The 11,456-nt window shown below is 72.0% G+C and carries 13 protein-coding genes; 4 read left to right on the top strand and 9 right to left on the bottom strand.

The genetic code is table 11. The annotated features are described in order from the left end of the window. Together VGI02_RS15350 and VGI02_RS15345 are read right to left on the bottom strand one after the other, a co-directional pair. Window positions 1-1,077 (bottom strand): Clp protease N-terminal domain-containing protein (locus tag VGI02_RS15350; protein ID WP_331628283.1); only part of this gene is annotated, 1,077 nt, incomplete at its 3' end. A 466-nt stretch (window positions 1,078-1,543) separates the two neighbouring features. Beyond that, window positions 1,544-2,245, bottom strand: a complete 702-nt coding sequence (locus tag VGI02_RS15345; protein ID WP_331628281.1) for a DUF4386 domain-containing protein — start codon at window positions 2,243-2,245, stop codon at window positions 1,544-1,546. Between the two features lie 83 nt (window positions 2,246-2,328). Here VGI02_RS15345 and VGI02_RS15340 point away from each other — a divergent pair, with 83 nt between their 5' ends. From VGI02_RS15340 to VGI02_RS15330, 3 genes are all read left to right on the top strand, one after another. Then, window positions 2,329-2,835: a MarR family winged helix-turn-helix transcriptional regulator gene (locus VGI02_RS15340; protein ID WP_331628279.1), complete on the top strand. Its 507-nt coding sequence runs from the start codon at window positions 2,329-2,331 to the stop codon at window positions 2,833-2,835. Continuing rightward, window positions 2,832-3,803, top strand: a complete 972-nt coding sequence (locus VGI02_RS15335; protein ID WP_331628277.1) for a ribose-phosphate diphosphokinase — start codon at window positions 2,832-2,834, stop codon at window positions 3,801-3,803. Before VGI02_RS15340 ends, VGI02_RS15335 begins: the two co-directional genes overlap by 4 nt. Before the next feature lie 77 nt (window positions 3,804-3,880). Next, entirely contained in the window at window positions 3,881-4,366 is a 486-nt protein-coding gene (locus VGI02_RS15330; protein ID WP_331628275.1) for a GNAT family N-acetyltransferase, read from the top strand. Between the two features lie 2 nt (window positions 4,367-4,368). Here VGI02_RS15330 and VGI02_RS15325 read toward each other — a convergent pair whose 3' ends face one another. The 5 genes from VGI02_RS15325 to exaC form a co-directional block, all read right to left on the bottom strand. Next, window positions 4,369-4,974: a TetR/AcrR family transcriptional regulator gene (locus tag VGI02_RS15325; RefSeq protein WP_331628273.1), complete on the bottom strand. Its 606-nt coding sequence runs from the start codon at window positions 4,972-4,974 to the stop codon at window positions 4,369-4,371. A gap of 73 nt (window positions 4,975-5,047) precedes the next feature. Then, the gene (locus tag VGI02_RS15320) at window positions 5,048-5,419 is read right to left on the bottom strand and encodes a histone-like nucleoid-structuring protein Lsr2 (protein WP_331628271.1); all 372 of its coding nucleotides are present in this window, start codon (window positions 5,417-5,419) and stop codon (window positions 5,048-5,050) included. 191 nt (window positions 5,420-5,610) lie between these two features. Next, window positions 5,611-6,210, bottom strand: coding sequence for a cysteine hydrolase family protein (locus tag VGI02_RS15315; protein ID WP_331628269.1), 600 nt, complete (start codon window positions 6,208-6,210; stop codon window positions 5,611-5,613). 111 nt (window positions 6,211-6,321) lie between these two features. Beyond that, window positions 6,322-6,762, bottom strand: a complete 441-nt coding sequence (locus VGI02_RS15310) for a DUF779 domain-containing protein (protein WP_331628267.1) — start codon at window positions 6,760-6,762, stop codon at window positions 6,322-6,324. Between the two features lie 47 nt (window positions 6,763-6,809). Next, window positions 6,810-8,333, bottom strand: coding sequence for an acetaldehyde dehydrogenase ExaC (gene exaC / locus VGI02_RS15305; protein ID WP_331628265.1), 1,524 nt, complete (start codon window positions 8,331-8,333; stop codon window positions 6,810-6,812). Between the two features lie 328 nt (window positions 8,334-8,661). Here exaC and VGI02_RS15300 point away from each other — a divergent pair, with 328 nt between their 5' ends. Then, on the top strand, window positions 8,662-10,080 hold the full coding sequence (locus VGI02_RS15300; protein WP_331628263.1) for a GAF domain-containing protein: 1,419 nt from the start codon (window positions 8,662-8,664) through the stop codon (window positions 10,078-10,080). A 6-nt stretch (window positions 10,081-10,086) separates the two neighbouring features. Here the strand turns inward: VGI02_RS15300 and VGI02_RS15295 are convergent, their stop codons facing one another. Further along, on the bottom strand, window positions 10,087-10,962 hold the full coding sequence (locus tag VGI02_RS15295) for a type III pantothenate kinase (protein ID WP_331628261.1): 876 nt from the start codon (window positions 10,960-10,962) through the stop codon (window positions 10,087-10,089). 11 nt (window positions 10,963-10,973) lie between these two features. Next, window positions 10,974-11,420, bottom strand: coding sequence for an aspartate 1-decarboxylase (panD, locus tag VGI02_RS15290; RefSeq protein ID WP_414638282.1), 447 nt, complete (start codon window positions 11,418-11,420; stop codon window positions 10,974-10,976). Between the last annotated feature and the right edge of the window lie 36 nt (window positions 11,421-11,456).

The following is an 11,456-nucleotide window of genomic DNA, read 5'->3' as shown; positions in this document are numbered from 1 at the left end:
CAGCCCCTTGAGGATCTCGATGGAGTGCGCCACCGAGGGCTCCCCCACCTGGATCGGCTGGAAGCGGCGCTCGAGGGCGGCGTCCTTCTCGACGTGCTTGCGGTACTCGTCGAGGGTCGTCGCCCCGATGGTCTGCAGCTCGCCGCGGGCCAGCATCGGCTTGAGGATCGACGCGGCGTCGATCGCGCCCTCGGCGGCCCCCGCGCCGACGAGCGTGTGGAGCTCGTCGATGAACAGGATGATGTCGCCGCGGGTGCGGATCTCCTTGAGCACCTTCTTGAGGCGCTCCTCGAAGTCACCGCGGTAGCGCGAGCCGGCCACGAGCGACCCGAGGTCGAGGGTGTAGAGCTGCTTGTCCTTGAGCGTCTCGGGCACCTCGCCCATGACGATGGCCTGGCCGAGGCCCTCGACGACCGCCGTCTTGCCGACGCCGGGCTCGCCGATGAGCACCGGGTTGTTCTTGGTCCTCCGGGAGAGGACCTGCATGACCCGCTCGATCTCCTTCTCCCGGCCAATGACCGGGTCCAGCTTGCCCTCGCGGGCCGACTGGGTGAGGTTGCGACCGAACTGGTCGAGCACGAGGGACGACGACGGGGTGCCCTCGCCGCGCTGGCCGCCGGACTCCGTGGGCTCCTTGCCCTGGTAGCCCGAGAGCAGCTGCAGCACCTGCTGGCGCACCCGGTTGAGGTCTGCCCCGAGCTTGACGAGGACCTGGGCGGCGACGCCCTCGCCCTCACGGATCAGCCCGAGCAGGATGTGCTCGGTGCCGATGTAGTTGTGGCCGAGCTGCAGCGCTTCGCGCAGCGACAGCTCCAGTACCTTCTTGGCGCGCGGGGTGAACGGGATGTGCCCGCTGGGGGCCTGCTGACCCTGGCCGATGATCTCCTCGACCTGCTGACGCACGCCTTCCAGGGCGATACCCAGCGATTCGAGGGCCTTGGCGGCGACGCCTTCGCCCTCGTGGATCAGTCCGAGCAGGATGTGCTCGGTCCCGATGTAATTGTGGTTGAGCATCCTGGCCTCTTCTTGGGCCAGGACGACCACCCGCCTCGCGCGGTCGGTGAACCTCTCGAACATCCGTCACTCCTGACTGCTGCGCCGGCGGACTCCCGCACTACCGCCCCGTCGTTGCCGACACGGCCCGCACGGACCCTGGCTGGTGCCCCCCGCGACCCGGGCGCACCCGGAGCACGTTGACTGAGCACCGTACGACCATCGTAGTCGTCGTGGGCGCCGCCACCGGGTGCCGCTGGTTGCGGCACGGTGACGGCGGCCACGTCGATCATCGATGACCGCACGTGCCCGGGGCGGGCTGGCGCCCGCCCCGCACGGTCACCGCCTGGTCACCGTGTCATTGCCAACGATGCCAACTGGACGGCTGTTCCGGGAAGGCGTTCGCCGAAGGTGAACGCGCGGATCGGGGGACACCCCGGGGATCTTGCTGCTGGTGGCAGATGCTGCACCTCCGGACGGCAATTCACGCGACCACCCGGGCGAAGATCGCCGCGTGCTCACGGGCCCGCTGGGCGAACCACGCCGGCGGTCATCGGACCGACTCCGGCTCGCGCGCCTCGGTGACCCGACGCCGGGTCACCGGCAGGACGGCGCTCATCCACACCAGCCAGATCAGCCCGCCGAAGCGGACCACGGGGAGCAGGACGCCGAGGACCGGCAGCACCGGCGACAGGACGGCGATCACCGCGACCGCGGCCAGCACCAGCCCGGCCCAGCCGAGCGGGGACGCCACCAACCGACCCACCAGCGTCGGCACCGAGACCCCCGCGATCAGCAGTCCGAAGGTCACCACGAAGCCGGCGCCGCCCGCGGCGAAGGACAGCCCGTTGAGGCCGACGACGGCGGCCGTCGCATCCCCGGGCACGGCAGCGGCCGCGACCGCCGCCCATCCCGCGGCGCCGGACAGCGCGAGCATCCCGGCGGCGAGGAGCCCACCGGCCAGCCCGAGCGTGGGTCCGGCCACGCGCAGACCGAGACGGTGGAGCCGGTGGTGGGCGGCGGCGACCCAGACGGCCAGGGGCACCGCGGACGCGAGCAGGACGGTCGCGGAGAGCTGCGCGGCGCCCGCGTGGTCACGCAGCAGCGCGAGCGTCGTCGCCGGGTCCGCGCCGGGGCGGGTGCCGGGATGCAGCACGGCGGCGGCGACGGTCAGCGCGGCCCAGGCCAGCGCGGGCGCGAGGAGGGGTGGCCCGCCGCGGCGGGCGTGGGTGGGAACGGGGTCGGTCGTCATCGCCGGTCCTTCTCTCGAATAATCGTTACAAGTTGTTATCGTTGGCTGCGTGAGACGATCCGTCAAGGGGTACGGTTCGATCCGTGGACGATCGACGACCGACCGGAGCGGCCTTCCTGCTCACCCAGCTCGGCACCCACGCCGCGCGCCGCTTCGCCGAGCGCGTGTCGGCGGTGGACCTGACGCCCCCGCAGTCCGGACTGATCCGGGCGGTGGCCGGCGACCCGGGTCGCAGCCAGCAGGCACTGGCCGCCCAGCTGGGGACACCGGCCACGCGGCTCGTCGCACTCGTGGACGCGCTGGAGCAACGGGGGGTGCTGGAACGGCGGCGCAACCCGGACGACCGGCGGCTCTACGCCGTCCATCTCACGCCCGCGGGCGAGGAGGTGCTCGCCGACCTCGGCCGGCTCGCCGCCGCGCACGAGGCCGACCTGCTGGCCCCGCTCGACCCGGACGAGCGCCGCACGCTCGCTGAGCTGCTCGGTCGCGTCGCGACCGCCGAGGGCCTCACCCCCGGTGTGCACCCGGGCTACCGTGATCTCCCGGCCGACGACCGTGGACCTCAGGGGGCTCCGCCGTGCGGGACATGACGATCTTCTCCGGCTCGGCGCACCCGGCGCTGGCGGCCGCGATCTGCCGCCAGCTCGACGTCCCGCTGTCCCCCTCGCGGCTGACCCGCTTCACCAACGACTGCCTCGAGGTGCAGCTCCAGGCCAACTGCCGCGAGCGCGACGTCTACCTCGTCCAGCCCCTGGTCCCGCCCGTCCAGGAGCACCTGGTCGAGCTGCTGCTCATGGTCGACGCCGCCCGGGGGGCCTCGGCCGCGCGGATCACGGTCGTCATGCCGCACTACGCCTACGCCCGCTCGGACAAGAAGGACGCTCCGCGGATCTCGATCGGCGGGCGGCTCGTCGCGGACCAGATCGTCGCCGCCGGGGCCGACCGCGTCCTCGTCATGACCCTGCACTCGCCGCAGGTGCACGGCTTCTTCTCGGTGCCGGTGGACCACCTGCATGCGCTCTACGAGCTGGCCGGGCACCTCCGGGGCATCGATCTCTCGAACGCCGTCGTGATCTCCCCCGACCTGGGCAACGCCAAGGAGGCGAGCGCGTTCGCCCGCATCCTGAGCAGCCCGGGGAACCCGGTGCCGGTCGCGGCGGCGGCCAAGCAGCGGCTGCCCGACGACAAGGTGGAGATCTCGTCGATCATCGGCGACGTCGACGGCCGCGACGTGATCATCCTCGACGACGAGATCGCCCGGGGCTCCACGATGATCGAGCTGCTCGACCGGCTGCGCGGGCACCACGTCGCCTCGGTGCGCGTGGCGTGCACGCACGGGCTGTTCACCGAGGGCGCGCTCGAGCGCATCGCCGAGCGCGACGACGTCACTGAGATCTTCTGCACCGACACCGTGCCCGGCCCGACCACGCACGCCACCGGGAAGCTGACGATCGTGTCGGTGGCGCCCGCGCTGGCCGAGGCGATGCGACGGATCCACAACGGCGAGTCGGTGAGCGTGCTGTTCGACCCCGCCGGGGCGGATTCCGCGGACCGTTGACACCGACCGGCCCGCTCGCGGGAGGCCGTCGGGATACCTGACGCGCCGGGAGCGGAACCGGCCTACCGTGACCGTCGATGGACATCCGGCCGTACGCCGACCAGGACTGGCCCGAGCTCTGGTCGCTCATCCGGGACGTCGCGCGCGCCGGTGACACCTACGCCTACGACCCCGGGATGACCGAGGAGGGCGGCCGCCGGGCCTGGCTGCGCCCCTCACCGGGCCGCGTCCTCGTCGCCGCCGACGACGACCGGCTGCTCGGCACGGTGAGCATGGGCCCGAACCGGGACGGGCCGGGCCGGCACGTCGCGAACGCCAGCTTCCTGGTCGCTTCGGACACCCGCGGGCGCGGCGTGGGCCGGGCGCTCGTCCGCGCGTCACTGGAGGCGGCCCGCGCCGACGGCTACGCCGGGATGGTGTTCAACGCCGTCGTCGCCACGAACGTCCACGCCGTGCGGCTCTACGAGCAGGAGGGGTTCGCCGTCGTCGGGACGATCCCCGAGGCGTTCGCGCACCCGACGCACGGCCGGGTCGGGCTGCACGTGATGTACCGGGCCCTCTGATCTCAGGCGAGCAGGGCCCTGGTCCCGGTGCGGGTGATCTCCTCGACCAGTTCGAGACGCCCCAGCGGTACTCCGCCGGCCAGCCACCGGGTCACCAGGTGCGTCGTTCCGGCGACGACGAAGACGGCGGAGGTGCGCAGGCGCTCGCGATCGCCCGGGCAGAGCCGGAGCACGTCGTCGAGCACCAGTTCGGCGAACTCGTCGATGGCGTCGTCCCGCCGCGCCGACAGCTGCGGGTGGCCGGGCGACTCCGCGTAGAGCCGGGCGACCCGGGGGTTCTCGTCGAGCGTCTCGGTGAAGACCTCGACGGCCCTCGTCGCCCGGGCACGCTCGTCGCCGTCCACGGCGCGCAGCGCGATCACGATCGCCTCGTGCAGGCCGGCGTAGACGTCGTCGGCCACGGCGCCGAGCACCGCGTCGCGGTCGGCGAAGGCCTCGTAGAAGTAGCGCTTCGTCAGGCCCGCGCGGGCGCACACGGCCTCGACCGTGATGCCCACGACGCCGACCTCACCGATGACCTCCAGGCAGCCCGCGAGCAGCCGGGCACGACGGTCCGCCCGGCGCTCGTCCGCGCTGGCCCCGCGATAGGTCCTGACTGCGGGCGACACTCCTCCATGGTGACACGGATCTTCGACAGTCCCGTGTCCCCGCCGGCGGGCGCACCCGGACCGGATCCACCGGTCAGGAATGCGCCTTGTGGTAGGCCTCGCTGACCTCGGAGGGAATGCGGCCGCGCTCGGAGACGGTCATCCCCTGCTTGCGCGCCCATTCCCGGATCGCCTGGTTCTGCTCCCGGTCGACCGAGGCTCGCCCGCCGCCCCGGCGCGGGCTCGCACCGGCGGCGGGAGCCGACGCCCGCGACGCAGAACGCCGACGGCCGGAGAGCCGCCGGGAGTGCGCGACGTAGTCCGCGAGGACGTCACGCAGCTTTGCGGCGTTCGAGTCGGACAGGTCGATCTCATAGGTCGCCCCGTCGATCCCGAACTCGAGGGTCTCGTCGGCCTCGGACTCGTCCAGGTCGTCCACGAGGGACACGACCACTTTCTGCGCCACGCGACAATTCCTTCCACGACCCCCGTGAGGCCGGCGTCACGTCCTGAGCGCGATACCGGAATGATTCGCGGCGGAGCGTAAATGCGCGAACCACGCCGTGTCGAGTGCACCGGGCCGGACACGTCGACCTCACGAGAATCGTGCACCGCACCCCGCGGCGGACTTCCCCTTCTGAGGTGCGGAAAGAGGTCTCAGTCGGGAACCGACGACGCGTCCGGGACGACGACGGCGAACATGTCCGAGAGCGCGGCGAGGCTCGCCTGCTGCAGCGAGGAGGCGGGCACGGTCCCGTCCGGCCCCGGCAGGGCCCGCGTGGCCGTGGCGCCCGCGACGACCGTCGGGGCGAATCCGAGGTTGAACCCGTTGCGCGCCGTCGAGTTCACGCACATGTGCGTCATGAATCCGGCGAGGACCAGGTTCGTGACGCCCGCCCCGCGCAGGTACTCCTCGAGGTCGGTGCCCACGAAGGAGCTCGGGAGGTTCTTGACGATCCGGTGCTCACCGGGCTTGGGGGCCACGGCGTCGACGATCTCGCCGATCTCGGCGTTCGTGTCGTAGGGCGTCCCGGCGCCCGCCTCGTGCTGGACGTGCACGATCGTCGTGCCCGCCTGGCGCGCCCGGTCGAGCAGGATGGCGGCCTGCTCGATGGCCGGCTCCACGTTCTCGAGCGCCATGACGCCCTGCGTGTAGGTGTTCTGGAGGTCGATCATGATCAGCGCGGAGCCGGTGAGCGGGGCGGGGTCCCCGGACATGCCGGTGAGCTCACGCAGGGTCGGGCTCGGGGTCGTCATTCGGAATCTCCTCGTCGAGATGGATCGAGATCGGGGTCGGGACGCACCGAAGGGCACCCCCGACCGCCCGGGGCGGTCGGAGGTGCCCTTCGGCTGAGCGCTACCGGAGCCTCACCGGGCCTCGAGGGCCCGCCATTCGTCGTCGCTGTAGAGCCGCGAGCGGATGATGAACCGGACGCCCTCGGGCGCCTCGACCGAGAATCCGCTGCCGCGTCCCTTGACGACGTCGACGGTGAGGTGGGTGTGCTTCCAGTACTCGAACTGCGAGGCCGACATGTAGAAGCCGATCGGCTTCTCCACTCCCTCCACCGTGAGGTCACCGAGGTGCACGTCGCGCTGCCCGATCTTGAACTCACCGTCCGGATAGCACATCGGGGCGCTGCCGTCGCAGCACCCACCGGACTGGTGGAACATGAGCGGACCGTGCATGTCGGTGAGCGTCACGAGGAGTTCGGAGGCCTGCGGGGACAGGGCGACCCGTTGGGTCGTCCCGGAGCCCGGCACCTCCGGCACCTCGGTGGTGACGTCGGTACTGGTGCTGACCTCAGTCATGAGATCCCCTTCCTCCTGCCGGCCGGACGGTCTCCTGATCGGGTCGATCAGAAGAAGCCCTGGGCGTTCTGCGAGTAGCTCACCAGCAGGTTCTTGGTCTGCTGGTAGTGGTCGAGCATCATCTTGTGGTTCTCACGACCGATGCCCGACTGCTTGTACCCGCCGAACGCCGCGTGCGCCGGGTACGAGTGGTAGTTGTTCACCCAGACACGGCCGGCCTGGATGTCACGTCCTGCACGGTAGGCCGTGTTGGCGTCACGCGACCAGACCGCGGCACCGAGCCCGTAGAGGGTGTCGTTGGCGATCTTGATGGCGTCGTCGTAGTCGGAGAACTTCGCGACCGAGACGACCGGCCCGAAGATCTCTTCCTGGAAGACCCGCATCGAGTTGTTGCCCTCGAACACGGTGGGCTGGATGTAGTACCCGCCGGAGAGGTTGCCGCCGAGGTCGGCCTTCTCGCCACCCGTGAGGATCTTCGCGCCCTCCTGGCGGCCGATGTCGATGTAGGACAGGATCTTCTCGAACTGGTCGTTCGAGGCCTGGGCGCCCATCATCGTGTCGGTGTCGAGCGGGTTGCCCATCTTGACCTGCTCGGTCCGCTTCACGCCCTGGCTGAGGAACTCGTCGTAGATCCCGCCCTGGATGAGCGCGCGCGACGGGCAGGTGCAGACCTCGCCCTGGTTCAGGGCGAACATCGCGAAGCCCTCGAGCGCCTTGTCGTAGAAGGCGTCGTTCTGCGAGGAGACGTCGTCGAAGAAGACGTTCGGGCTCTTGCCGCCCAGCTCGAGGGTGACCGGGATCAGGTTCTCCGAGGCGTACTGGGAGATCAGGCGGCCGGTCGTGGTCTCACCGGTGAACGCGATCTTCCGGATACGCGGCGAGGACGCGAGCGGCTTGCCCGCCTCGACCCCGAAGCCGTTGACGATGTTCAGTACGCCGGGGGGCAGCAGGTCGCCCACCACGTCCATGAGGACGTGGATCGAGGCCGGGGTCTGCTCGGCCGGCTTGAGGACGACGGCGTTGCCCGCGGCCAGCGCCGGGGCGAGCTTCCAGATCGCCATCAGGATCGGGAAGTTCCAGGGGATGATCTGCCCGACGACGCCCAGCGGCTCGTGGAAGTGGTAGGCGACCGTGTCCTCGTCGATCTGCGAGAGGTGGCCCTCCTGGGCCCGGATCGCCCCGGCGAAGTAGCGCAGGTGGTCGATCGCGAGCGGGATGTCCGCCACGAGGGTCTCGCGAACGGCCTTGCCGTTCTCCCAGGACTCGGCGACGGCGACCTTCTCGAGGTTCGCCTCGATCCGGTCGGCCATCTTGCTGAGGATGTTCGCGCGCTCGCCGACCGAGGTCTTGCCCCAGGCCGGAGCGGCCGCCTCGGCTGCGTCCAGGGCCTTCTCGATGTCCTCGGCGGTACCGCGGGCGACCTCGGTGAAGGTCTGGCCGGTCTGCGGGGTCGGGTTCTCGAAGTACTGGCCCTTGACGGGGGCGACGTACTCGCCGCCGATGTAGTGGTCGTAGCGGGGCTTGAAGCTGACGACGGAGCCGTCGGTGTTCGGGGCCGCGTACGTGGCCATGCTCGGTCCTCCCGATTTTTCGATCTGGCGGACGGTTCTCCCGCCCGCCGATGTGGCGCACGTTGTGCGCCCACCTGTGACGTAGGACGCTAGGAAGAGCGGGGTTGCAGCGGCGTTGCACGCGCACGCGGCGTTCACGGCCAGGTCACATCCGTAGATGCGGATAACTGCACCGATCGAGTAAGGGTTGCCTCACTAGCGGCCCGGGAGCACGATGGACGGTCGGCACGATTCCACGAGGTGGTGGATGGCGAGAGGTCTTTCGAGCACGGGGGCCGACGCACTCATCTGGGGCGATCCCTTGGAGCGCGCGGCCCTGCTAGCGCGCGTGCGTGACGCGGTCCTGGCCGGCGGGTCGGGGGAGGTCGCCCCCCGCGACGTCGTCTCGGACTCCTGGCGCCGCTCGCTCGCCGCCCACGTCGACCCCGACCACGGCGCGCCCGCCCACGTCTTCGACGACCGCGAGCTCGACGCGGTGCGGGAGTCCCACCCGCTCGCCCCGGTGCTGCCGATCCTGCGCACCACGTTGCTCGAGATCGCCGACGAGGCGATGCACGTCATGATCGTCACCGACGCCCAGGGCCACATCCTGTGGCGCGAGGGCGCGGCCGGCATGCTGCACATCGCCGACGACGTCGAGCTCGCGGAGGGCTTCCGCTGGAGCGAGGACTCCGCGGGCACCAACGCGATGGGCACCACCCTGGCGTCAGGCGCTCCGGTCCAGATCCACTCCTCGGAGCACCTGGTCGCGCAGTACCACCGGTTCACCTGCGCCGCGGCGACGATCCACGACCCGGACACCGGCGAGGCGGTCGGCGCCGTCGACCTCACCGGTCCCGTCCGCACGTTCCACCCGAGCACCCTCGCGCTGGTGTCGGCCGCGGCCAAGCTCGCCGAGAACCACCTCGCGACCCGCCAGGCGATCCGGGACGAGCGGCTGCGCGCCAAGAACCTCCCGCACCTCACCGGGCTCGGCGACGCTCCCGGTGCGCTGCTCAGCCCGGCGGGCCGGGTGCTGGCGGCGACCCCGCAAGGCTGGATCGACGACCGTGTCGCCCTGCCCGGCGCGGGCGAACGGATCGTGCTCGGCGAGCACGGCGAGGGCGTGCTCGAGCCGCTCGCCGAGGGCTGGCTGCTCCGGCTGGAGCGGGCCTCCTCCGTGCGTCACCGCTCGACGCTCGCCCTGCCGTTCCTCGGCGTCCCCCGGCCCGTCGCCCGCCTCGACGGCCGACCGGTCCGCCTCAGCGCCCGGCACGCCGAGCTCCTCGCCCTGCTCGCCCTGCACCCCGAGGGCCTCAGCGCCGACGCCCTCGCCGTGGAGCTCTACGGCGACCGCGGCAACCCCGTCACGGTGCGCGCCGAGATGCACCGGTTGCGCGCGCTGCTGGAGAGCGCCCCGAACGGCACCGGGGCGGTGCGCACCGGGCCCTACCGCCTCGAGGCGCGGGTGGACGCGGACTTCCTGACGCTGCGGGACGCGGTCCGGGCGGGCCGGTTGCCCGAGACCGAGCTCATCGGGCGCGGCGAGCTGCTGCCCACCTCGGACGCCCCGGGCATCCGCGCCCTGCGCGACGAGCTCGACGTCGGGGTCCGCTCGGCGGTCCTGCGCAGCGGCGACACGGCCGCGCTGTGGGCCCTCGCCCGCACCCCTGCGGGGCGCCAGGACGCGGAGCTGGTCGAGCGGTTGCGCCACGTGCTGCCGGTCAGCGACCCCCGGCACGCCGAGCTCTTCACCCCGGACGCCTGAGCTCCCCTAGCGCCTGCTGTGGCGCCTGCGGTCCTCCCGGGCCCGGGCGGCCGCCCGCACGCGCACGAACACCGCCCGCAGGCCCTGCAGCGTGAGGTCGGGGACCTGGTGGGTCACGGTCGCGCACTCGGGGGCCACGACCGGCGCGAGCCCGCCCGAGGCGACCACCGCGACCGGCCGCCGTCCCTGACCGTCGCGGGCCGCGATGTCGTCCGCGAGCCGGGTCACGAGCCCGTCGACCATCGCGGCCGCACCGAGCACGAGCCCGACCTGCATGCTCTCGACCGTCGAGCGGCCCAGGGCCGATCGTGGCGCCACCAGCTCGACGGGTCGCAGGCCTGCCGCCCGCGTCGCGAGCGCCTCCGCCGAGACCGCCACGCCCGCGGCGATCGCGCCCCCGAGGAACTCCCCGGAGGCCGAGACCGCGTCCACCGTCGTGGAGGTCCCGAACACGACGACCACGCACGGCCCGCCGACCTGTTCGTACGCCGCGAGCGCCTGCACGACGCGGTCGGCGCCGACCTCCTTGGGGTTGTCGACGAGCAGCGGCACGCCGGTGCGCACCCCCGGCTCGACGAGCACCTGCTCCACGCCCGCGAAGTGCTTCTCGCACATCCCCCGCAGCTCGCGCAGCAGCGCGGGCACCGTCGAGAGCGCCGCGACACCGTCGACCTCGCCGAGCAACGGCCCGAGCATCCCCCGGACGGTGAGGGCGAGCTCGTCGGCGGTGGCCCGGCGCTCGGTGCGGATCCGGGCCGACCAGCGGGCCGTCGCCGGGTCCGCGGTGGCGGTGGTGCCCGGCGTGTCCGCCAGGCCGTCGTCCGGGCGCGGGTAGAGCGCGAGCTCGGTCTGGGTGTTGCCGACGTCGATGCAGAGCAGCACCCGGACCCGCCCTAGTTCAGCGCGGCCTGCGCCCGGGTCCCGGGCACGAGGGGGGACGACGACGGAGCGGCATCGCCCATATCGGGGACCCGGGCCGGGTCGTTCGACTCGTCCAACACCTGGTTGGCGTCGTTGACGAAGACCACCCGCGGCGCGAACTCCCGCGCCTCGGCGTCGTCCATCTGCCCGTAGGCGATGAGGATGACGAGGTCGCCGGGGTGGACCAGGTGCGCGGCGGCGCCGTTGATCCCGATGACCCCGGACCCGGCGTCGCCGGAGATCACGTAGGTCTCGAGGCGGGCGCCGTTGGTGACGTCGACGATCGCGACCTGCTCGCCGGGCAGCAGGTCCGCCGCGGCCATGAGGTCGGTGTCGACCGTGACGGACCCGACGTAGTGCAGGTTCGCGTCGGTCACCGTCGCGCGGTGAATCTTCGACTTGAGCATCGTGCGCAGCATCAGACTCTCCTCACGGGCAGGGCCAGTGTCGTTGTC

The sequence above is a fragment of the Actinomycetospora sp. genome (assembly GCF_036497245.1).
GTDB lineage: Bacteria > Actinomycetota > Actinomycetes > Mycobacteriales > Pseudonocardiaceae > Actinomycetospora.
The sequence above is the reverse complement of the archived record's forward strand: the minus strand, read 5'-3'. Positions and strand labels throughout refer to the sequence as shown.

Coding starts and splice junctions, on each gene's coding strand:
- VGI02_RS15345 (WP_331628281.1), bottom strand. CDS start 2,245: ATGACGACCGACCCCGTTCCCACCCACGCCCGCCGCGGCGGGCCACCC.
- VGI02_RS15335 (WP_331628277.1), top strand. CDS start 2,832: ATGACGATCTTCTCCGGCTCGGCGCACCCGGCGCTGGCGGCCGCGATC.
- VGI02_RS15330 (WP_331628275.1), top strand. CDS start 3,881: ATGGACATCCGGCCGTACGCCGACCAGGACTGGCCCGAGCTCTGGTCG.
- VGI02_RS15315 (WP_331628269.1), bottom strand. CDS start 6,210: ATGACGACCCCGAGCCCGACCCTGCGTGAGCTCACCGGCATGTCCGGG.
- VGI02_RS15310 (WP_331628267.1), bottom strand. CDS start 6,762: ATGACTGAGGTCAGCACCAGTACCGACGTCACCACCGAGGTGCCGGAG.
- exaC (WP_331628265.1), bottom strand. CDS start 8,333: ATGGCCACGTACGCGGCCCCGAACACCGACGGCTCCGTCGTCAGCTTC.
- panD (WP_414638282.1), bottom strand. CDS start 11,420: ATGCTGCGCACGATGCTCAAGTCGAAGATTCACCGCGCGACGGTGACC.